Here is a 20,405-nt window from a genome sequence, read left to right as displayed (position 1 = left end):
ACTGATACTCCGTCGGGCCGCCGTCGGGCGAGGTCAGGACGTGATGACCGTGACCTCGCCGATGCCGAGTTCCTTGACCGGGTCGGCGATGGTCGCCGCGTCGCCGACCAGGACGGTGACGAGCCGGTCGGGCGGGAAGGCCGCGACGACGGCCTCGGTGGCGGCGGCCGTGTCGAGGGCCGCGAGCTGCCGGTAGACCTCGGCCTGGAAGTCGTCGGGCAGGTCCTGCTCGACCTGGTCGGCGAGGGTGCCGGCGACGGAGCTCGCGGTCTCGTACTTGAGCGGGGCGACCCCGACCAGGAACTGCACGGCGTCGTCGCGTTCGGCGTCGGTGAGGCCTTCGGCGGCGAGGGTGCGCAGGATGGTCCAGGTGTCGGCCAGGGCGGGGGCGGTGGAGGCGGTGTCCACGGAGCCGCTGATGGCGAGCAGGGCGCGGCCGGAGCCGTCGGCGCTGGAGCGCAGCGGCTGGGCGAAGGCGCGGACGCCGTAGGTGTAGCCCTTCTCCTCGCGCAGGACGCGGTCGAGGCGCGAGGTGAGGGTGCCGCCGAGGCAGTAGGTGCCGAGGATCTGCGCGGCCCAGGTGGGGTCGTGGCGATCGGGGCCGATGCGGCCGATGAGCAGCTGGGTCTGCACGGATCCCGGTCGGTCGACGATGACCACGCGGCCCTGGTCGTCCGCGGTGACGGGTGCGTGGACGCTCGCGTCGGCCGGGGCGCCGGTCCAGGTGCCGAGGGTGGCTTCGAGGAGGGCGGTGAGGTCGATGCCGGTGAGGTCGCCGACGACCACGGCGGTGGCGGTGGCGGGGCGCACGTGGGCGTCGTAGAAGGCCTTGACCGCTGCGCGGGTGATGTTCTTGACGGTGTCGGCGGTGCCGCTGCGGGGGCGGGAGAGCCGGTCGGCGCTGTCGAAGAGGTCGGCGTAGAGGGCCTTGGCGGCGCGCCGCGCGGGGTTGGCCTGCTCGTGGACGATCTCGTCGAGGCGGTTGGCGACGAGCCGCTCGATCTCGTCCTCGGGGAGGGCGGGTGCGCGCAGGGCGTCGGCGAGGAGGGTGAGTCCGCGTTCCAGGCGGGAGGCGGGGACCTCCAGGGAGACGCGGATGCCGGGGTGGTCGGCGTGGGCGTCGAGGGTGGCTCCGGCCCGTTCGAGCTCGCCGGCGAACTCCTCGGCGGTGAGGGTGTCGGTGCCCTCGTTGAGGGCTCGGGCGAGGATGTTGGCCACGCCGTCCAGGCCGTCGGGTTCGGCGGCGAGCGGGACGTCGAGCTGGACCTCGACGGCGACCAGCTGCTGGCCGGGGCGGTCGCAGTGGAGCACGGTGAGGCCGTTGCCGAGGGCGCCGCGCTCGGGGGCGGGGAAGGCCCACGGGGTGGCGGTGCCGGGGGTCGGCTGGGGGTGGAACGTCATGGTGGGGGTGTAGTCGGTGGTCATGCCGCCTCCTCCTCGGTCTCGTCGTCGGCGGTGGTGGTCGGCTCGTACACCAGGACGGCCCGGTTGTCGGGGCGCAGGCGTGCGGCGGCGACGGCCTGGACTTCCTCGGTGGTGATGTCGAGGACCTTGGCGAGCGCGTTGTTGAGGAGCCCGGGGTCGCCGAAGAGGACGGCGAAGCGGCAGAGTTCGTCGGCGCGGCCGGCGACGGTGGTGAGGCGGTCGAGCCACTCGCGCTCGATCTGGGCCTGGGCGCGCTCGAGTTCCTCTGCGGTGGGGCCTTCGGCGGCGAAGCGGGCGAGTTCCTCGTCGACGGCGGTCTCGATCTGGTCGATGGTGGCGTCGCCGGAGGTCTTGACGTCGAGCCAGCCGAGGGAGGGTGCGCCGGCGAGGCGGAGCAGGCCGAATCCGGCGGCGACGGCGGTGCGGTCGCGGCGGACGAGGCGGTTGTACAGGCGGCTGGACTCGCCGGAGCCGAGGATGGTGAGCGCCAGGTCGGCGGCGTCGGCCTCGCGGGTGCCGTCGTGCGGCAGGCGGTAGGCGGCCATCAGGGCGCGGGAGGGGACGTCCTCCTCGACCAGCTCGCGGAGCTCCTTGCCGATCACGTCGGGCAGGGTGCCGTCGCGCGGGGGCTGCTTGCCGTCGTGGGCGGGGATGCTGCCGAAGTACTTCTCCACCCAGGCGATGGCCTGCTCGGGGTCGAGGTCGCCGACGATGGCGAGGACGGCGTTGTTGGGCGCGTAGTAGGTGCGGAAGAACGCGCGGGCGTCCTCCAGCGTGGCGGCGTCCAGGTCGGCCATGGAGCCGATGGGGGTGTGGTGGTACGGGTGGCCGTCGGGGAAGGAGAGCGCGGTGAGCTTCTCGAAGGCGGTGCCGTACGGGACGTTGTCGTAGCGCTGGCGGCGCTCGTTCTTGACGACGTCGCGCTGGTTCTCCATCGAGGTGTCGTCGAGGGCGGCCAGCAGGGAGCCCATGCGGTCGGCCTCCAGCCAGAGCGCGAGCTCGAGCTGGTGGGCGGGCATGGTCTCGAAGTAGTTGGTGCGCTCGAAGCTGGTGGTGCCGTTGAGGGAGCCGCCGGCGCCCTGGACCAGTTCGAAGTGCCCGTTGTTGGAGACGTTGGCGGAGCCCTGGAACATGAGGTGCTCGAAGAGGTGGGCCAGGCCCGTGCGGCCCTTCACCTCGTGGCGGGAGCCGACGTCGTACCAGAGGCAGACGGCGGTGACCGGGGTGAGGTGGTCCTCGGAGAGCACGACGCGCAGGCCGTTGGCCAGGCGGTGCTCGGTGATGGCGAGGCCTTGGGAGGCGGGGGCCGGGTTGGCCATGCGGTTGCCGGTCCTTTCCGGGAAGAGGGGTCTTCCCGTCTTCGACTGCTGGTCGGGGGCAAGTGCCGTGTCCCCATTGTGGTGCAACGTACGGAGGGCCGGGATATGTCCGCGCGGGACGGGCGTTCGCCAGGGGCGGAAGTGGGGCGGAGTGGGGAGGGGGAGGGCCCTTGGCGCTGCCTGTCGGTGGGAGGGTCCACAATGGGGGGCGCCGTACCCCGGTACGGCCTCGGTAGTTACAGATCAGTAGTCACAGGAACGACGAAGCCGACAGACGCAAGGGAGCCCCGCCGCGATGGCCCGCCGCAGTTCGCCTACCCCGCCGCCCGGAGACTTCGAGGAGCGCATCCTCGATGTCGACGTGGTGGACGAGATGCAGGGCTCCTTCCTGGAGTACGCCTACTCGGTGATCTACTCCCGTGCGCTGCCGGACGCGCGGGACGGCCTGAAGCCGGTGCACCGCCGCATCCTGTACCAGGCCAACGAGATGGGCCTGCGGCCGGATCGTGCGCATGTGAAGTGCGCGCGCGTGGTCGGCGAGGTGATGGGCCGGCTGCACCCGCACGGTGACGCGTCGATCTACGACTCGGTCGTGCGCATGGCGCAGCCGTTCTCGATGCGGCTGCCGCTGATCGACGGGCACGGGAACTTCGGTTCGCTGGGCAACGACGACCCGCCGGCCGCGATGCGGTACACGGAGTCGCGGCTGACGGCGGCGTCGATGGCACTGGTGGAGTCGATCCACGAGGACACCGTCGACTTCGGCCCGAACTACGACGGCAGCGAGCAGGAGCCGCTGGTGCTCCCGGCGGCGTTCCCGAACCTGCTGGTGAACGGCACCTCGGGCATCGCGGTGGGTATGGCGACGAACATGCCGCCGCACAACCTGGCAGAGGTGGTGGCCGCGGCGCGGCACCTGATCAAGCACCCGACGGCCGATCTCGACACCCTGATGCGTTTCATCCCCGGTCCGGACCTGCCGACCGGCGGCCGGATCGTGGGGCTCTCGGGGATCCGGGACGCGTATGAGTCGGGGCGTGGCACGTTCAAGATCCGGGCGACGGTGTCGATCGAGTCGGTGACGGCGCGCCGCAAGGGCATCGTGGTCACGGAGCTGCCGTACACGGTCGGTCCGGAGAAGGTGATCGCGAAGATCAAGGACCTGGTCGGCGCGAAGAAGCTGCAGGGCATCGCGGACGTCAAGGACCTGACGGACCGTGAGCACGGTCTGCGCCTCGTGATCGAGGTGAAGAACGGCTTCGTGCCGGAGGCGCTGCTGGAGCAGCTCTACAAGCTGACGCCGATGGAGGAGACCTTCGGCATCAACAACGTGGCGCTGGTGGACGGCCAGCCGCTGACGCTGGGCCTGAAGGAGCTGCTGGAGGTCTATGTCGACCACCGGTTCACGGTGGTGCGGCGGCGCAGCGACTTCCGTCGGCGCAAGCGCCAGGAGCGGCTGCACCTGGTCGAGGGCCTGCTGGTGGCGCTGGTCGACATCGACGAGGTCATCGCGATCATCCGGTCGAGCGACAACGCGACGCAGGCGAAGGAGCGGCTGATCGAGCGCTTCTCGCTGTCGGAGACGCAGACGTCGTACATCCTGGACACTCCGCTGCGCCGGCTGACCCGCTTCGACCGGGTGGAGCTGGAGGACGAGAAGGCCAAGCTCACCACGGAGATCGCGGAGTTGACCGAGATCCTGGAGTCGGACACCAAGCTGCGCAGCGTGGTGTCGGGCGAACTCGGCGCGGTGGCGAAGCAGTTCGGTACGGAGCGGCGCACGGTGCTGCTGGAGGCGGGTGCGGTGCCGAGCGCGGCGCTGTCGGTGCCGCTGGAGGTGGCGGACGACCCGTGCCGGGTGCTGCTGTCGTCGACGGGGCTGCTGGCGCGGACGGCGGACGGGGAGCCGCTGGAGCTTCCGGAGTCGCGCTCCAAGCACGACCTGATCGTCTCGGCGGTGCCAGCGACGGCTCGTGCGGATGTGGGTGCCGTGACCTCGGCCGGGCGGGTGCTGCGGCTGACGGTCATCGACCTTCCCGCGCTGCCTCCGACGCCTTCGCCGACGCTGGCCGGCGGGGCGCAGGTGAGTGAGTTCCTGCGGCTGGACGAGGGCGAGCGGGTGATCGCGCTGACCACGCTGGACGAGTCCTCGCCGGGTCTGGCGCTGGGCACGCTGCAGGGTGTGGTGAAGCGGGTGGTGCCGGAGTGGCCGGCGAACAAGGACGAGTTCGAGGTGATCGCCCTCAAGGAGGGTGACGAGCTGGTCGGCGCGGTGGAACTGCGCACGGGCGAGGAGGACTTGGTCTTCATCACCTCGGATGCGCAGCTGCTGCGGTACCCGGCCGGGCAGGTCCGGCCGCAGGGCCGGCCGGCGGGCGGTATGGCGGGCATCAAGCTGTCGGACGGGGCGCGGGTGCTGTCGTTCACGGCGGTGGACCCGGCGGCGGACGCGGTGGTGGTCTCGGTCGCGGGTGCGTCGGGGACGCTGACGGGTGAGGCGCAGAGCAGCTGGAAGGTCACGCCGTTCGAGCAGTACCCGCGCAAGGGCCGGGCGACGGGCGGGGTGCGCTGCCAGCGCTTCCTGCGCGGTGAGGATGCGCTGGCGTTCGGCTGGGCCGGTGCGGCGCCCGCTCGCGCGGCGACGGCGAACGGTACCCCGGTGGACCTGCCGGAGCGGGACCCGCGCCGGGACGGCTCGGGCACCCCGGTGACGACGCCGATCGCGGCGGTGGCCGGCCCCGCGTGATTGGTTGCCTTCAGGGGCGCGGGGAACTGCGCGACCAGCCCTCTACGGAGGTGCATGGCTTTTCGCGCAGTTCCCCGCGCCCCTGGGTGGTGCCTGGTTGATCAGGTGCCTCGGTGACGGGCGGTGCATGGTTCTCGCGCAGTTCCCCGCGCCCCTGGGGCGAGCCCTCAGCGCTCTTGAAGGGCCCTTGTAGGGTGCCAGGGTGAGCACCTGCAGCACGCTGTCGCGTGAACTGACCGAGCCGCTGGCCGCCACGGCCGCGACTGCGGTGACTTGGCTGCTGATCGAGCAGGCCGGGCCGTGGGGCGCCAAGGCGCTCACCGAGAGCCATCTGGACACCGAGCTCGGCAGGGCGCTGGACGCCGCGGCCGCCGGCACGGGGGTGCGGATCGCGCTGATCCGGCGGCCGGGGCGGCATGCCGACCATCTGCCGACCTCCCGGCACGAGGTGCTGGTCGCGCACACGGTGCCGGGTCGCTCCTGGGTACGCCGTGGCGTGGTCGCCGACCCCGCGGAGCTGCTCGGGCTGGACTTCGCCGCTCTCGGTGCGGGCGAGCACGGCGGCTTCGGTGCGGAGCACCCGGGCGGCCCGATCGCCCTGGTGTGCACCAACGGACGCCGGGACCGCTGCTGTGCGCTGCTCGGCCGCCCGCTCGCCGCGGAGCTGGCGGTGGCGGGGCACAGCGAGGTCTGGGAGGTGACCCACCTCGGCGGTCACCGCTTCTCCCCCACGATGCTGGTGCTGCCGTACGGCTACGCGTACGGCCGGCTGACCGGTACGACCGCCAAGGAGGTGCTGGCCGCGACGGCCGCCGGGCACATGGTGCCGGAGTGGTCGCGCGGGCGCTCGTGCTGGGAGCGTCCGGGCCAGGCTGCCGAGCAGGCCGTACGGCTGCTGACCGGGGAGACGGGGATCGAGGAGCTGACGGTCGTTCAGGCCGGTGATGCGATGGAGGTCCGGCACACGGACGGCCGGCGCTGGTCGGTGGAGGTGGCGGAGCACCCGAGCGAGCCGCCCCGGCCAGAGAGTTGTGGAAAGGCCCCGGTCAGGCCGTCCCGGATGGACGTGACGGCCGTCAGGGAACTGTGACGGCCCCTCACCCGCTGTCCAGGAAGGTGAGGGGCCGTTGCAGCGTATACGGTCAGCCGGTGACGGCCTTGCTCACGAACTCGGTGGTGTAGGTCTTGGTGAGGTCGATCGACGCCTCCTTGCCCTTGACGTCCGGGTGGAAGGCGCCGAGGACGGCGAGGACGGTCTTCGGGCCCTCGGCCGGCATCACGCCGTCGGTGGTGAACATCGGCAGCGTCGCCTTGATCGCCTCGGCGTACTGCTCGGCACCGCCCTGGGCGTAGTCGGCCGGCATCTTTGCGGCGATCTCGGCGGGCGTGTGGCCGGCCATCCACTTCAGGGTCTTCACAAAGGCGTTGGCCAGCTTCTGGGTCGTCTCCTTGTTCTTCTCGACCCAGTCGGTGTTCATGTAGAGCGAGGACGAGGGGTAGAGGCCGCCCAGGGCCGCCTTGGAGCCCTCGGGGGTTCGCATGTCGTAGAGCACCGTGCCGAGCTTCTTGGAGAGGATGTTGGCCACCGTCGGGTCGGTGGTCATGCCGGCGTCGATGCTGCCCTGCTGCATGGCGGCGATGAAGGTCTGGCCCGCGCCGACCGCGATCGGGCTGAACTCGCTCACCGCGACGCCGTTCTTGACGGCCAGGTACTTGGTGAGGAAGTCGGTGGAGGAGCCGATGCTGGTGACGCCGAGCTTCTTGCCCTTGAAGTCGGCACCGGTCTTGATGGCGTCGGCCTGCTTGGCGGAGACCACCTCGACCTCGCCGGGGGCCTGGGAGAACTGGACGACCGACTCGACGCTCTTGCCCTTGGCCTGGAGGTCGATGGTGTGGTCGTAGAAGCCGACCGCGCCCTGGACGTCACCGGCGAGCAGCGCGGTGGTGGCGTTGACGCCGGCGGGCTCGCTCATCAGCTCGACGTTGACGCCGGCCTCGGCGAAGTAGCCGAGCCGCTGGGTGAGCATCGCGGGGAGGTAGATGACCTTGTCCAGGCCGCCGACCATGATCTTGACCTTCGGACCCTCGACGCTCGGCCCGGCGGGGGCGGCACCGTTGTGCGAGGTGGAGGCCGCGTCGTTGGCACAGGCGGCGAGGGGCAGGAGCAGCACGGCGGCGAGGGCGGCTGCGGCGGTTCTGCGCATGGGTGGGCGCCTTTCTGGTGACACGGGGTGGGGGAGTTTCAGCGGCCTTCGCCGGATCAGCGGCCGTCGCCGGAGTCGGCGGGCTTCCAGCGGAAGAGCCGTTTCTCGGCGAAGGTGAGGAGGCCTTCGGTGAACAGGGCGACCACGGCGAGGATGGTCATCGCGGCGTACACGCCTGCCGCGTTGAAGGTGCCCTGTGCGGCGGCGACCATCAGGCCGAGGCCCTTGGTGGCGCCGATGTACTCGCCGACGATGGCGCCGATCAGGGCGAAGCCGAAGCTGACGTGCAGGCTGGTGAAGATCCAGGTGGTGGCGGCGGGGATGACCACCTGGAGGGTGACCCTGCGGTTGTCGGCGCCGAGGATCCGGGCGTTGGCGACCAGGTTGCGGTCGACCTCGCGGGCCCCCTGGAAGGCGTTGAAGAAGACCGGGAAGAAGACCAGCACGACCGCCGAGGCGACCTTGGAGGCCGGGCCGAGGCCGAACCAGATCAGGAAGATCGGCGCGAGCACGATCCTGGGGATCGCGTTGAGGACCTTGATGTACGGGCCGAACACGTCGGCGAGGAAGCGGATCCGGCCGAGCGCGATGCCCAGCAGAACACCGCCGGTGACGCCGATCACCCAGCCGGTGAGGGCCTCGTAGAGGGTGTAGCCGATCTGCTCACCGAGTGAGCCCTGCGCGGTGCCGTGGGTGATCCACTGCCAGATCTGCGCCCAGATCTTCGACGGCTGGGAGAAGTTGAACGGGTCGATGATCTCGGTGCGGGCGCACAGCTCCCAGAGCCCCAGGAAGGCGACCAGCACGGCGGCGCGGGCGCCGTACACGCTGAACTTCCGGTTACGGGCGGCGCGTTCGCGGGCCGCGGTTCTCGTCACGACGACCGGCGCGGCGACTGTGGTGGTCTCAAGCGGCATTTCCCGCTCCTCTCTCACGGGTGATGCGCACCTCTTCGCCGAGCGATGCCCAGATCTCGCGGTAGAGCTCCACGAAGCGGGGCTCCAGGCGGACGGCCTCGACGGTGCGGGGCCGGGGCAGGTCGACGGTGAAGATCTCCTTGACGGTGGCGGGGCCCGCCGTCATGACGACCACGCGGTCGGCGAGGGCGATCGCCTCGTCCAGGTCGTGGGTGACGAAGACGACGGAGGAGCCGGTACCGGCCCAGAGCTCCAGCAGCTGGTCCGACATCAGGGCCCGGGTCTGCACGTCGAGGGCCGAGAAGGGCTCGTCCATCAGCAGGATCTTGGGGTCGTTGACGAAGGTCTGGGCGAGGGCGACGCGCTTGCGCATGCCGCCGGAGAGCTGGTGCGGGTAGCGGTCCTCGAAGGCGGCCAGGCCCACCCGGGCCAGCCAGTCGCGGGCCCGCTCCTTGGCCTCGGCGGTCGGGACACCGCGAAAACGGGGGCCGGCCATCACGTTGGAGAGCACGGTGCGCCAGGGGAAGACGGCGTCCTGCTGGAAGACGAAGCCGACGTGCTCGTTGATCCCGTCGACGTTCTCGCCGTGCACCTTGACCCCGCCCTCGGTGGGCTCCTCCAGGCCGCTGACGAGGGTCAGCGTGGTGGACTTGCCGCACCCGGTCGGGCCGACGACGGCGACGAACTCGCCGGGGGCCACCGTCAGATCGAGATCCCGTACGGCAGTGTGCAGGGCACCCGAGGGGGTCCTGAACCGCTTTGTCGCACCGGTCAACTCGATCGCCGGGGCTGTACTGATCAGCCCGCTCATATCCACCTCCGGGGGTCCGGCGTCGTCGCCGGGTCTGTGCTGTGCTCGGAGGTTAGGAGTGGCGCGGGCCACGGCGGCACCCTTGCGGGCGTACTGCGGCTTCAGTGCGTTGAGGGCTGTTCTGCTCGTTTTGCTTCCGCTACAACAGCGGAGCAGGGCTGACAGAAACACCGCGGAAACATATGGTGTGCGTCCCACCCCCACCTGCCGAGAGGAGACCCGCGATGAGGCGTCCGCACTGGCCACGCCGGGTCTTCGCCCAGCTGCTGCTGAGCCAGACCGTGGTCACCGTCGGCGTCACCGCCGTGACGGCCGGGCTGTTCCTCGCCCCGGTGAGCCGCGAGCTGGACCGCGACGCGATGCAGCGCGCCCTCTCGATCGCCCAGGCGACCGCGACGGACGAGGTGCTCGCCCGGGCCGCGGCCGCCCACGACTCCGTCTCCGTGCAGCACAACGCCGAGCAGATCCGGCTGGCCACCGGCGCCAGCTTCGTGGTGGTCACCGACCTGGACGGCATCCGGCTCTCCCACACCGACCCCGCGAAGATCGGCTTCCGGGTCAGCACCGACCCGGAGCCCGCGCTGCGCGGGGAGAGCGTGACCGCCATCCAGGAGGGCACCCTCGGGCGCACGGCCCGCGGCAAGGTGCCGCTCCGGCTGGCGGACGGGCGGATCGTCGGCGAGGTGTCGGTGGGCATCAGCGACGACTCCATCCGGCGGCGGCTGCTCAGCATGGTGGCGGGCATCCTGCTCTGCGCGGGTGCGGGCCTGGCGGCGGGCACGGTGGCCACTCTGGTGCTGGCCCGGCGGCTGAAGCGGCGGACGCACAACATCGCGATCGCCGACATCTCCGCGCTGCTGGTGGAGCGGGAGGCGATGCTGCACGGCATCCGCGAGGGCATGGTCGCGCTGGACCGGCGCGGGCGGATCCGGCTGGCCAACGACGAGGCCGTCCGGCTGCTGGCCCTGCCCGAGGACTGCGCCGGCCGGGCGATCGACGAGGTGCTGCCCCCCGGCCGGCTGGCGGAGGTCCTCACCGGCCGGATCGAGGGCACCGACCTGCCCGCCGTCCGGGACGACCGCGTGCTGGTCGTGAACCGGATGGCGACCGCCGACGATGGCGCCGTGGTGACCCTGCGGGACCGTACCGAACTCGAGTCCCTGGTGAGAGAGCTGGACACCACCCGGAGCCTCACCGAGGCGCTGCGCGCGCAGGACCACGAGCACGCCAACCGGATGCACACCCTGCTCGGCCTGCTGGAGCTCGGCCGGCACGAGCAGGCGGCGGAGTTCATCTCGGAGCAGTCCGGCTCGCACGCGGCCGTCGCCGCCGGGATCGCCGAGCAGGTGCAGGACCCTCATGTGGCCGCCCTGCTGGCGGGCAAGGCCGCGGTCGCGGCCGAGCGCGGCGTACGGCTGGCGATCGATCCGGGCAGCCATCTGCCGGACGCGGCGGTGGACCCGCGCGCGCTGGTCACCGTGCTGGGCAATCTGGTCGACAACGCCCTGGACGCCCTGACCGGCGGCACGGTCGAAGTCACCCTGCGGGCCTCGGGCGCCACCCTGCTGATCGAGGTCTCGGACAGCGGCCCCGGTATCCCGCCCGAACTGCGCGAGCGGATCTTCGAGGAGGGCTGGACCAGCAAGGACGCGCCGTCGCACCGGCCGCGCGGCCTCGGTCTCGCCATGGTCCGCCGCCTGGTGGAGCGGGCCGGCGGGCGGATCACGGTCGAGGACGGCCCGCTCGGCGGTGCCCGCTTCTCCGTGGAGCTGCCCGAGGCGCTGCACCCCGCGGCACTTGTGGAGGCATCATGATCGACGTACTGGTGGTGGACGACGACTTCCGGGTGGCCGAGGTGCATGCCGCCTACGTGGCCAAGGTCCCCGGCTTCCGAGTGACGGGCAAGGCGCACAGCGCGGCCGAGGCGCTGGCCGCCCTCGAGCGCCGCCCGGTCGACCTGGTGCTGCTGGACCACCACCTTCCGGACGAGACCGGTCTGGTGCTGGTCCGCCGGATGCGCGAGGCCGGGATCAGCTGCGACGTGATGATGGTGACGGCCGCGCGGGACGTGTCGACCGTGCACGCGGCGATGCAGCACGGCGCCCTGCAGTACCTGGTCAAGCCGTTCACCTTCGCCGGGCTGCGCGAAAAGCTGGTCGCGTACGCGGACCTGCGGCACGCCCTCGCCGGGCCGGCCGCGCGGGAGGCCTGCCAGGACGAGGTGGACCGGATGTTCGCCACCATGCGCAGCGCCGCCTCCCCGGTGGCGACCCTGCCGAAGGGTCACTCGGCACCCACCACCGATCTGGTGCTCGGCGTGCTCCGGCGTGCCGGGCGGCCGCTCTCCGCCCAGGAGGTGGCCGAGCAGACCGGCCTCAGCCGCTCCACCGCACAGCGCTACCTCAAGCAGCTGGAGCGCGACAGCCGGCTGCGGCTCAGCCTGCGCTACGGCGACACCGGCCGCCCCGAGCACCGGTACGTGCTGCCCGCGCGCGGCTGATTCCCTCACCCTGCGTACATCATGCGCATGCCAAACGTGACATGACCCATAGTGACTGCTGCGTTACTCTCATGGAATAGTCGCCATCGAAAGCATCCCGGCTCTGATTCAAAGGAGAACAGCAGCCATGATTTCGCGTATCGCAGGTCTGGCAGTGGCAGCCGCGGCTACCCTGGCGGCGACGACCGGCTCGGCCGTGGCAACGCCGGAAGCCTCCCAACCCCTGTGCTCAGCCACGGTGAACAGGCCCTGCGCGTGGCAGCAGTCGAGCGGCGGCGGCATCGTCGGAGCGGCCCGCATCGACGCGGCCGACCATCAGCAGATGACCATGCTGCGGGTGGAGGTGAAGATCCAGCGAGCCTGGGGCAGCCCCTGGGAGACGGTCGCCTCCGCCACCCGGATCCGGTCCGGCTCGATCCGGGTGACCACCCCGGCGGTCGTGACCGACTACCGCACCCTCGTGTGCGCAACGGGCGGCCCGGCGGGCAGCATCGAGCAGCAGTCCACGACCTGTACGTACTGACCCGCGCCGGTGCCGGCGCTGCCTCAGACGGCGCCGGCACCCGTCAGCGAACGGACCTCCAGCTCGGCGTACCTGTCCGGGTCGGCGGCCTCGCGCGAGATCAGGGTGCAGATCCAGCCGGCCAGGAAGCCGAGCGGGATGGAGACCAGACCCGGGTTCTCCAACGGGAACCAGTGGAAGTCGACGCCCGGGAAGAGGGCCGACGGGCTGCCGGAGACCACCGGGGAGAACGCCACCAGGACGACGGCCGGCACCAGCCCCCCGTACACCGACCAGATCGCGCCCCTGGTGGTGAAGCGACGCCAGAACAGGCTGTAGAGCAGGGTCGGCAGGTTGGCCGAGGCGGCGACGGCGAAGGCCAGGCCGACCAGGAAGGCCACATTGAGCTTCTGCGCGAACAGGCTCAACACGATGGCCAGTGCCCCGATCGCCACAGCGGCGATCCTGGCCGCCCCCACCTCCTGCCCCTCCGTCACCTCGCGCACGCCGTCTTCGCCCGTTCGCCTCCAGGCGCTCCGACCCGACGCCGACGCTCCTGGCTCCTGCGCTCCTTCGTCGCTTGTCGCTCCTCGCTTTCGGCGTCGGCGCGTCCTTCGGCTCAGGGCGGGCAACCCACGCCAGGCCCCCGCATAGAGGTCGTGCGCGAAGGCGGCCGAGGAGGCGAGGGTGAGCCCGGCGACCACGGCCAGGATGGTGGCGAAGGCGATCGCCGAGATCACCGCGAACAGCACCACTCCCCCGGTACTGCCGGCCCCGCCGCCCAGATCGAGCGCGAGCAGCGGTACGGCAGTGTTCCCTGCGGGGTTGGCGGCCCGGACGGCCTTGGCGCCGACCAGCGCGGCGGCGCCGAGGCCGAGGACGATCGCCATCAGGTAGAAGCCGCCGATCAGCCCGATCGCCCACATCGTGGAGCGGCGCGCGGCCCGCGCCGTGGGCACGGTGTAGAAGCGGGAGAGGATGTGCGGCAGCCCGGCCGTGCCGAGTACCAGGGCGAGCCCGAGGCTGAAGAAGTCGAGCCTGCTGGTGGTGCTCGCACCGTACTTGAGGCCCGGCTGCAGGTACGCCTGCCCGGCGCCGCCGCTGCCGTGCGCGGCGGCGCGCATCAGCTGGGCGAGGTCGCCGTGGAAGCGGGCCAGCACCAGCACGGTGAGCAGCACCGCACCGGCCACCAGCAGGAAGGCCTTGACGATCTGGATCCAGGTGGTGGCCTTCATTCCGCCGATCGTCACGTAAATGATCATCAGGGTGCCGACGCCGACGATGGTCCAGCTCTTCGCCTGGCCACTGGTGGTGCCGAGCAGCAGCGCGACCAGACTGCCCGCCCCGACCATCTGGGCGATCAGGTAGAGCAGGCTGACGACGACGCTGGCGCTGCCGGTGGCGGCCCGGACCGGGCGTTGGCGCAGCCGTACCGCGAGCACGTCGGCGAGGGTGTAGCGCCCGGAGTTGCGGACCAGCTCGGCGACCAGCATCAGCACCACCAGCCAGGCGACCAGGAAGCCGATGCTGTACAGCACGCCGTCGTAGCCGTAGAGCGCGATCAGGCCCGTGACGCCGAGGAAGGAGGCGGCGGAGAGGTAGTCGCCGGACAAGGCGAAACCGTTCTGCAGGGGGCTGAAGCCACGCCCGCCCGCATAGAACTCCTCGGCGGCCTGGCCGCGCCGGCCGACCCAGAAGGTGATGGCGAGGGTGACCAGGACGACCACCGCGAAGAGGGCGACGGCGAGGCCGTGGTGCTGCCCGGTCGTGAGCGGGGCGATCTGCTCGGCCGGTGCCGGAGCCGGTCGCGGCGTGACCACCGGGTGCGGGGAGGGCAGGTGCGGAGCCAGGTACGGCGCCGGGCGCGGGCTCGGGGTCATCGCAGCTGGTCCTGGGTGTCCCAGCGCAGGTCCAGTGCGGCGCGGTCGCGCTTGGTCCGGGCGTTGCGGGCGTACAGCCAGGTCAGCAGGAACGTCGACGCGAACTGCCCCAGTGCGAGCAGCCAGGCGAGGTTGAGCGGCCCGGCCACCGGGCGGCGCATCAGGGCGGGGGCGGCGGCCTGCGCGCCGAGGTAGAGCAGGTACCAGCCGAGGAAGACGGCGGTGGCGGGGAAGACGAAGCCGCGGTAGCCGCGCCGGATCTCCCGGAACGCCTCACTGCCCTGCACCGACCGGTACACCTGGGCGGCGTCCACCGGGCCGGGCGCCTCCACCGGATGCGTCGCACCGGCGGGATGTGCCACGGCCACCGGGCGCACCTCGGCCTCGGGACACGCCTCGGCCACCGGGCGGACCTTGGCGGTCTGGCGGGCCGCCGTACGCCGCGTGGGCTGTGCGGCCCACCAGTCGAACCTCTCCTGCTGTGCCAATGCTGCTCCCGGAGCGGGACGCCCTACGGGTGGCGGCGGGCGTCGGTGTCGGCGGCCGGAGGGTTCGGTTCCGGTCGCACGCTGACCGCTCCAGAATGGGCTGCTGCGTACATCCTTGCGGGCGGTTGCAGAAGCGTTCACTCAATCAGGTGAGGGCCGGTCAGATCACGAACTGCGCCTGATTCCGTGCCGGAACGCGTACGCCACGGCCTGTGCGCGGTCGCGGACGGCGGTCTTGGCGAAGAGGTTGTTGATGTGGGTCTTCACGGTGGCCGGGCTGACGAAGAGCTGCTCGGCGATCTCGGCGTTCGACAGGCCGTCGGCGATCAGGGCCAGTACCTCCGCCTCGCGTGCGGTGAGCCCGTCGGGCAGTTGCTGCGGGCGGGCCGGGGTGGCCGACAGCCGTTCCAGCAAGCGCCGTTGGACCTGCGGAGAGAGACCGGCCGCACCCGAGCGGACGTCTGCGATGGCCCGGGCGATCTCCTCACCGCCCGCGTCCTTGGTGAGGTAGCCGCGCGCGCCGGCCTCCAGGGCGGGGAAGAGCGAGTCGTCGTCGGCGTAGGTGGTGAGCACCACCACCTCGGTGGCGGGGTGCGAGCTCCGGATCCGCCGGGTGGCCTCGACACCGTCGCAGCGCGGCATCCGAAGGTCCATCAGGACGACGTCCGGCGCGTACCGCTCGACCAGCCGGACGGCCTCCTCGCCGTCGGCCGCAGCGCCGACCACCTCGATGTCGGGCAGCAGCCCCAGCAGCATCACGATCCCCTCGCGCACCACCGTCTGGTCGTCGGCCACCAGGACCCTCGTCGGCCGACCGGTCATCGCGGCACCCGCAGCAGCACGCGCCACCCTCCCTCGTCCGGGCCCGCCAGCAGCTCGCCGCCGAGCAGTTCCGCGCGTTCGCGCATCCCCAGCAGACCGTACCCGCTGCCACTGTCCGCCAACTCGCCGGGCGCCTCGCCACGCGGGGCCCCGGAGTTGCGGACCTCCAGCTCGACCGTGCCCTCCAGATACGCCAGCCGCAGCGTCACCCGCCCGCCCGGAGCGTGCTTGCGGACATTGGTGAGCGACTCCTGCGCGGTCCGGCGGACGGCGAGCCCGGCCTCGGCGTTGAGCGGCCTGGCCGTTCCCTCGACCACGAACGCGGCTTCCTCGCGCTGTGTCAGCTCGGCCAGGAACTCGCCCACCGGCGTGAACTCGCCCCGCAGCGCCGAAAGCGCCTGGCGGGTCTCGGCCAGCCCGTCCTGCGCCATCCGCCGCGCGGCCACCACCCGTTCCCGTACCTGCTCCCGGTCGGCCCCGCCGTCCAGCATCAACCGCGCCGCCTCCAGATGGACGAGCTGCGCGGAAAGGCTGTGGGCGAGGACGTCGTGGATCTCCCGGGCGATCCTGGCCCGTTCGGCCAGCGCGGCGGACTCCGCCTCGGCGGCCCTGGCGGCCCGTTCCTGCTCCAGCAGCCGGGCCGCGGTGGAGCGGGCCTCGACGTCCAGGCGCAGCAGGTACCCGAGGAGCAGAAGGCCGCAGACGGTGGCCACCACGGCCAGGAAGCTGTCACCACTGGCTGCCGCGTACGAGCCGAGGGCAGCCGCACAGGCCGGCAGGGCGGCGGCCAACGGAAGCCGCAGCAGGGAGATCACGGCAAGGCCGCACCAGGTGGCGTTGGCCAGCAGCGTGGCCTGGCCGTGGCGGGCCAGCATCGCGGTGACCAGCAGCCCGGCCACCACAGCGAGGGCCGGCCTGATCCGGTTCTCCTCCGTGGTGCGGTGCAGGCCGTAGAACAGACAGCCGGTGACCAGGAGGCGCAGCCCCACGACGAACGCGGACCACCCGGTGAAGCGGCCGCCGGCATAAGTGCCCGAGACGATGACACCGATGACGAGCAGCCGGCCCAGCACGGTGAGCACCTGCCGGGGACGGCTGGTCCGCTCGCGTGGCGGGTCCACCCGGGAGGGCCAGCGGGTCAAGGTCTCCAGCCGCACGTGCGGTCCTTCCATGGTGGGAGGTGTCAGCCCGCGACGGGGGCGGCGGGCGAGGTCTCCAGGTTCCGGGCCCTCCAGTTCACCACGAGGCCCCGGACCAGCAGCAACGCGCCCAGGGAGAGCAGCAGCACGCTGGTGCTCTGGCGCAGGTGGAGTGCCGCGCCGAGGCCGTAGAGGCCGAGCCTGACGGCGATCATCCCGCTCCAGGCGGCGATGGTGGCCTTGGTGCCCTTGGTCCAGACCGTGCCGTCGGGCTTGCGCCAGACCTTGCCGGTCCAGCCCCAGACCGCGCCCATCGCGAGCGTGACGAGCAGGGAGGCGGACAACAGGGCGATCGACACCGTCCGGTGGGCGGTGTCGACGAGATGCGGGTCGCGAAGCGCCAGGACGGCCAGGACCAGCGGGATCAGCCAGAAGCGGCGTTCGGTGTCGAGCCGCCGCGGCTTGAGCTGACGACGCACCACGATCACGATCACCGAGAGCAGCACGAGGAGGTTGACGAGGCCGGTCATCGGTTCGCTCCGTCTTGGCAGGAGGGGTTCTTGACCTCTCCGACGCTACGGATCGGCGGCCTCGCCGTGATCGGAGCCGGGGTTGACCTCGAGCGCGAGGGGCTCTCCACCTGTGGGTGGAGAGCCCCTCGCCGCGATCCGGTGCCGAGCGGTGCTAGGCGTCGATGCGCGAGCGGTCCAGGGTGGCCGCGGAGTCGACGATGAACTCCTTGCGGGGCGCCACGTCGTTGCCCATCAGCAGGTCGAAGACCTTCTCGGCCTGCTCCAGGTCGCCGAGGTTGATCCGGCGCAGGGTGCGGTGGCGCGGATCCATCGTGGTCTCGGCCAGCTGGTCGGCATCCATCTCACCGAGGCCCTTGTAGCGCTGGACCGGCTCCTTCCACCGCTGGCCCTTGCGCTGGAACTCCAGCAGCGTGCTGCGCAGCTCGGCGTCGGAGTAGGTGTAGTGGTACTTCTCCTGGCCGCGCTTGGGGTTGGTGAGCTCGATCCGGTGCAGCGGCGGGACGGCCGCGAACACCCGGCCCTGCTCGACCATCGGCCGCATGTAGCGCTGAAACAGCGTCAGCAGCAGACAGCGGATGTGCGAGCCGTCGACATCGGCGTCGGCCATGAAGATGACCCGGCCGTAGCGGGCCTGGTCGATGTCGAAGGTACGGCCCGAACCCGCCCCTATCACCTGGATGATCGAGGCGCACTCGGCGTTCTTGAGCATGTCGGCGACGGACGCCTTCTGCACGTTCAGGATCTTGCCGCGGATCGGCAGCAGCGCCTGGAACTCGGAGTTGCGGGCCAGCTTGGCGGTACCGAGCGCGGAGTCGCCCTCTACGATGAAGAGTTCGCTGCGCTCGACGTCGTCGCTGCGGCAGTCGGCCAGCTTGGCGGGCAGCGAGGAGGTCTCCAGCGCGGTCTTCCGGCGCTGGGCCTCCTTGTGCTGGCGAGCGGCGACCCGGGTACGGGCGGCGGCGGCGACCTTCTCCAGGACGGCGCGGGCCTGGAGCTTCTCGTCCTTCTTGGCGGAGGTGAGGAAGTGCTTGAGCTCCTTGGCGACGACCGCCGCGACGATCCGGTTGGCGGCCGAGGTGCCGAGCACCTCCTTGGTCTGGCCCTCGAACTGCGGCTCGGCGAGGCGGACGGTGACCACGGCGGTGAGGCCCTCGGTGGCGTCGTCCTTGGTGATGTCGTCCTCGGCGACGCGCAGCACCTTGGTCGCGCGCAGCGCCTCGTTGACCGTCTTGGCGAGCGAGCGCTCGAAGCCGGTGACGTGGGTTCCGCCCTTGGGGGTGGCGATGATGTTCACGAAGGAGCGCAGGGTGGTGTCGTAGCCGGCGCCCCAGCGCAGCGCGATGTCGACGCCGAGCTCGCGGGTGACCTCGGTGGGGGTCATGTGGCCGAGCTCGTCCAGAACGGGGACGGTCTCCTTGAAGCTGCCCTCGCCGCGCAGCCGCAGCACGTCGCAGACCGGCTTGTCGGGGGCCAGGAACTCGCAGAACTCGCCGATGCCGCCGTCGAAGCGGAAGGTCTCGGTCTCGACCTTGTCGCTCTCCGTCAGTCGCTCGTCACGGACGATGATGGTGAGGCCGGGGACGAGGAAGGCGGTCTGGCGGGCGCGGTTGTGCAGGTTCTCCAGGGAGAGCTTGGCCTCCTTGAGGAAGATCTGCCGGTCGGCCCAGTAGCGGATCCGGGTGCCGGTCCTGCCCCGAGAGGCCTTGCCCTTCCTGGTGAGCCCGTTGGCCGGCTCGAAGGGGGCGTCCGGGCTGAGCTCGGTGAAGATGCCGGGGGTGCCGCGGCGGAAGCTGATGGCATGGGTGTGGCCGCTACGGTCCACCTCGACGTCCAGGCGGGCGGAGAGCGCGTTGACCACGGAGGCACCGACGCCGTGCAGACCGCCGGAGGCCGCGTACGAGCCGCCGCCGAACTTGCCGCCGGCGTGCAGCTTGGTCATCACGACCTCGACGCCGGAGAGTCCGGTCTTCGGCTCGACGTCGACCGGGATGCCGCGGCCGTTGTCCCGGACCTCCACCGAGGAGTCGTCGTGCAGGACGACCTCGATGCGGTCGCAGTGGCCACCCAGGGCCTCGTCCACCGAGTTGTCGATGATCTCCCACAGGCAGTGCATCAGGCCGCGGCTGTCGGTCGAGCCGATGTACATGCCGGGGCGCTTACGGACGGCCTCCAGGCCCTCCAGGACGAGCAGATGCCGAGCGGTGTAGTTGGAACCGTCGTCTCCGGCCAGCAATGCGGACGGCACGGTCGTATCGGCACTCACGCGGTGCACTCCCTCAATGACGTTCTGACTCGTCTGACTTCCGACTCGGCCTGTCCGGCCGACCCCCAACAGTGTTCCCAATGCCTGAGACACAGGCGGTTCGGCCCGTTCGGCTTGTACGCGCTGCGCGAACAAGACCTTCACCGGAGCCGGAGGCCCGGGAGCGCCATCTCCACCTTCAACCATGGGTCCTGGCGGACCGTAGCGAGCGGTGCAGGCGGCGGAACTGCTGTGATGCAGGCTACCGGTGTCAGGGACGGGGCTTATGCTCCAACCCAGCAGAGGATTATGCTACGCGGACCTCGGACATCGCTTCGATCGGTCGTTCGAGCCCGCCGGACGGATCCTGGGAATCGGTACGCATGAACCGCCGACGCCCTGGGCACGTCCTCAGCAACACCACAGCAGAATCCTCAGAGAAGAAAAGCCACGAGCGGGAACGTTTTCGGCCTGGTTGGATGTTGACCCTGGTACGACAGCTCGTCGAGCTAGAGAAGAGGCGACGTGACTACTGTTCTGACACCTGCGAGCCCGCTCACCGCGGCTGACCGCTGCGACCGCTGCGGCGCCCAGGCCTACCTGCGCGTCGTACTCGCAAGCGGCGGAGAGCTGCTGTTCTGCGCCCACCACGGGCGGAAGTTCGAGCCGGAGCTCAAGAAGATCGCCGTCGAGATACAGGACGAGAGCGGCCGTCTCACCACGACCAACGCGACGGCCACCGACGACGAACGCTGATCTCGACGCTCATCCGGCGAGCTGTGTCGAGCTAGGCCGTCGAGCCGGGCGGCAGACCCCACGGGGCCTGCCGCCCGGCTCTGTCGTTCCCTGCCCCGTCTCGGCACTTCAGACCTGACGG

17 protein-coding genes are annotated in these 20,405 nt (G+C 71.2%); 6 read left to right on the top strand and 11 right to left on the bottom strand.

Annotated elements, in window-relative coordinates:
• Positions 1 to 33: 33 nt before the first annotated feature.
• On the bottom strand, positions 34 to 1,401 hold the full coding sequence (locus FB465_RS24865) for a M16 family metallopeptidase (RefSeq protein WP_211786005.1): 1,368 nt from the start codon (positions 1,399 to 1,401) through the stop codon (positions 34 to 36).
• 20 nt (positions 1,402 to 1,421) lie between these two features.
• Positions 1,422 to 2,744, bottom strand: coding sequence for a M16 family metallopeptidase (locus FB465_RS24860; RefSeq protein WP_145794003.1), 1,323 nt, complete (start codon positions 2,742 to 2,744; stop codon positions 1,422 to 1,424).
• A 295-nt stretch (positions 2,745 to 3,039) separates the two neighbouring features.
• Here FB465_RS24860 and FB465_RS24855 point away from each other — a divergent pair, with 295 nt between their 5' ends.
• Both FB465_RS24855 and FB465_RS24850 read left to right on the top strand, forming a co-directional pair.
• Complete coding sequence (locus FB465_RS24855; RefSeq protein ID WP_145794002.1) at positions 3,040 to 5,490, top strand: DNA gyrase/topoisomerase IV subunit A; 2,451 nt, start codon at positions 3,040 to 3,042, stop codon at positions 5,488 to 5,490.
• Positions 5,491 to 5,692: 202 nt separating this feature from the next.
• A complete protein-coding gene (locus FB465_RS24850; protein ID WP_145794001.1) occupies positions 5,693 to 6,580 on the top strand; it encodes a ferredoxin family protein in 888 nt (295 codons plus the stop codon).
• A gap of 52 nt (positions 6,581 to 6,632) precedes the next feature.
• Here the strand turns inward: FB465_RS24850 and FB465_RS24845 are convergent, their stop codons facing one another.
• Genes FB465_RS24845 through FB465_RS24835 form a run of 3 tightly spaced genes read right to left on the bottom strand, consistent with a single transcriptional unit; the run spans position 6,633 to position 9,422 of the window.
• Positions 6,633 to 7,694, bottom strand: coding sequence for an ABC transporter substrate-binding protein (locus FB465_RS24845; RefSeq protein WP_145794000.1), 1,062 nt, complete (start codon positions 7,692 to 7,694; stop codon positions 6,633 to 6,635).
• 56 nt (positions 7,695 to 7,750) lie between these two features.
• A complete protein-coding gene (locus tag FB465_RS24840) occupies positions 7,751 to 8,611 on the bottom strand; it encodes an ABC transporter permease (protein ID WP_145793998.1) in 861 nt (286 codons plus the stop codon).
• Positions 8,601 to 9,422 (bottom strand): ABC transporter ATP-binding protein, encoded by an 822-nt coding sequence (locus tag FB465_RS24835; RefSeq protein ID WP_145793997.1) that lies wholly within the window; start codon positions 9,420 to 9,422, stop codon positions 8,601 to 8,603. Before FB465_RS24835 ends, FB465_RS24840 begins: the two co-directional genes overlap by 11 nt.
• A gap of 224 nt (positions 9,423 to 9,646) precedes the next feature.
• Here FB465_RS24835 and FB465_RS24830 point away from each other — a divergent pair, with 224 nt between their 5' ends.
• The 3 genes from FB465_RS24830 to FB465_RS24820 all read left to right on the top strand — a co-directional run bounded on the left by FB465_RS24830 (position 9,647) and on the right by FB465_RS24820 (position 12,445).
• Positions 9,647 to 11,236, top strand: a complete 1,590-nt coding sequence (locus tag FB465_RS24830; RefSeq protein ID WP_145793995.1) for an ATP-binding protein — start codon at positions 9,647 to 9,649, stop codon at positions 11,234 to 11,236.
• Positions 11,233 to 11,922, top strand: a complete 690-nt coding sequence (locus FB465_RS24825; protein ID WP_145793994.1) for a response regulator — start codon at positions 11,233 to 11,235, stop codon at positions 11,920 to 11,922. Before FB465_RS24830 ends, FB465_RS24825 begins: the two co-directional genes overlap by 4 nt.
• Positions 11,923 to 12,160: 238 nt before the next feature.
• Complete coding sequence (locus FB465_RS24820; RefSeq protein WP_145793992.1) at positions 12,161 to 12,445, top strand: hypothetical protein; 285 nt, start codon at positions 12,161 to 12,163, stop codon at positions 12,443 to 12,445.
• Positions 12,446 to 12,468: 23 nt separating this feature from the next.
• On the opposite strand, the gene FB465_RS24815 is transcribed toward FB465_RS24820, so the two are convergent.
• The 6 genes from FB465_RS24815 to FB465_RS24790 all read right to left on the bottom strand — a co-directional run bounded on the left by FB465_RS24815 (position 12,469) and on the right by FB465_RS24790 (position 19,549).
• The gene (locus FB465_RS24815; RefSeq protein ID WP_425461259.1) at positions 12,469 to 14,205 is read right to left on the bottom strand and encodes a solute symporter family protein; all 1,737 of its coding nucleotides are present in this window, start codon (positions 14,203 to 14,205) and stop codon (positions 12,469 to 12,471) included.
• A 95-nt stretch (positions 14,206 to 14,300) separates the two neighbouring features.
• Positions 14,301 to 14,792, bottom strand: a complete 492-nt coding sequence (locus FB465_RS24810; RefSeq protein ID WP_425461211.1) for a DUF485 domain-containing protein — start codon at positions 14,790 to 14,792, stop codon at positions 14,301 to 14,303.
• Positions 14,793 to 14,957: 165 nt separating this feature from the next.
• Positions 14,958 to 15,614, bottom strand: coding sequence for a response regulator transcription factor (locus FB465_RS24805; protein ID WP_145793988.1), 657 nt, complete (start codon positions 15,612 to 15,614; stop codon positions 14,958 to 14,960).
• Positions 15,611 to 16,786, bottom strand: coding sequence for a sensor histidine kinase (locus FB465_RS24800; protein ID WP_145793986.1), 1,176 nt, complete (start codon positions 16,784 to 16,786; stop codon positions 15,611 to 15,613). Before FB465_RS24800 ends, FB465_RS24805 begins: the two co-directional genes overlap by 4 nt.
• Before the next feature lie 11 nt (positions 16,787 to 16,797).
• The gene (locus FB465_RS24795) at positions 16,798 to 17,283 is read right to left on the bottom strand and encodes a CcdC protein domain-containing protein (protein ID WP_145793985.1); all 486 of its coding nucleotides are present in this window, start codon (positions 17,281 to 17,283) and stop codon (positions 16,798 to 16,800) included.
• Positions 17,284 to 17,437: 154 nt separating this feature from the next.
• Positions 17,438 to 19,549, bottom strand: coding sequence for a DNA gyrase/topoisomerase IV subunit B (locus FB465_RS24790; RefSeq protein ID WP_145793983.1), 2,112 nt, complete (start codon positions 19,547 to 19,549; stop codon positions 17,438 to 17,440).
• 504 nt (positions 19,550 to 20,053) lie between these two features.
• On the opposite strand from FB465_RS24790, the gene FB465_RS24785 reads away from it, so the two are divergent.
• Positions 20,054 to 20,284, top strand: a complete 231-nt coding sequence (locus FB465_RS24785) for a DUF7455 domain-containing protein (protein ID WP_145793982.1) — start codon at positions 20,054 to 20,056, stop codon at positions 20,282 to 20,284.
• Positions 20,285 to 20,405: the final 121 nt, after the last annotated feature.

Source organism: Kitasatospora atroaurantiaca, assembly GCF_007828955.1.
GTDB lineage: Bacteria > Actinomycetota > Actinomycetes > Streptomycetales > Streptomycetaceae > Kitasatospora > Kitasatospora atroaurantiaca.
The sequence above is the reverse complement of the archived record's forward strand: the minus strand, read 5'-3'. Positions and strand labels throughout refer to the sequence as shown.

Excerpts from the sequence above, each read along its gene's own strand:
- FB465_RS24805 (WP_145793988.1), bottom strand. The coding sequence starts at position 15,614 with ATGACCGGTCGGCCGACGAGGGTCCTGGTGGCCGACGACCAGACGGTG.
- FB465_RS24865 (WP_211786005.1), bottom strand. The coding sequence starts at position 1,401 with ATGACGTTCCACCCCCAGCCGACCCCCGGCACCGCCACCCCGTGGGCC.
- FB465_RS24825 (WP_145793994.1), top strand. The coding sequence starts at position 11,233 with ATGATCGACGTACTGGTGGTGGACGACGACTTCCGGGTGGCCGAGGTG.
- FB465_RS24795 (WP_145793985.1), bottom strand. The coding sequence starts at position 17,283 with ATGACCGGCCTCGTCAACCTCCTCGTGCTGCTCTCGGTGATCGTGATC.
- FB465_RS24835 (WP_145793997.1), bottom strand. The coding sequence starts at position 9,422 with ATGAGCGGGCTGATCAGTACAGCCCCGGCGATCGAGTTGACCGGTGCG.
- FB465_RS24840 (WP_145793998.1), bottom strand. The coding sequence starts at position 8,611 with ATGCCGCTTGAGACCACCACAGTCGCCGCGCCGGTCGTCGTGACGAGA.
- FB465_RS24845 (WP_145794000.1), bottom strand. The coding sequence starts at position 7,694 with ATGCGCAGAACCGCCGCAGCCGCCCTCGCCGCCGTGCTGCTCCTGCCC.
- FB465_RS24830 (WP_145793995.1), top strand. The coding sequence starts at position 9,647 with ATGAGGCGTCCGCACTGGCCACGCCGGGTCTTCGCCCAGCTGCTGCTG.
- FB465_RS24800 (WP_145793986.1), bottom strand. The coding sequence starts at position 16,786 with ATGGAAGGACCGCACGTGCGGCTGGAGACCTTGACCCGCTGGCCCTCC.
- FB465_RS24860 (WP_145794003.1), bottom strand. The coding sequence starts at position 2,744 with ATGGCCAACCCGGCCCCCGCCTCCCAAGGCCTCGCCATCACCGAGCAC.
- FB465_RS24855 (WP_145794002.1), top strand. The coding sequence starts at position 3,040 with ATGGCCCGCCGCAGTTCGCCTACCCCGCCGCCCGGAGACTTCGAGGAG.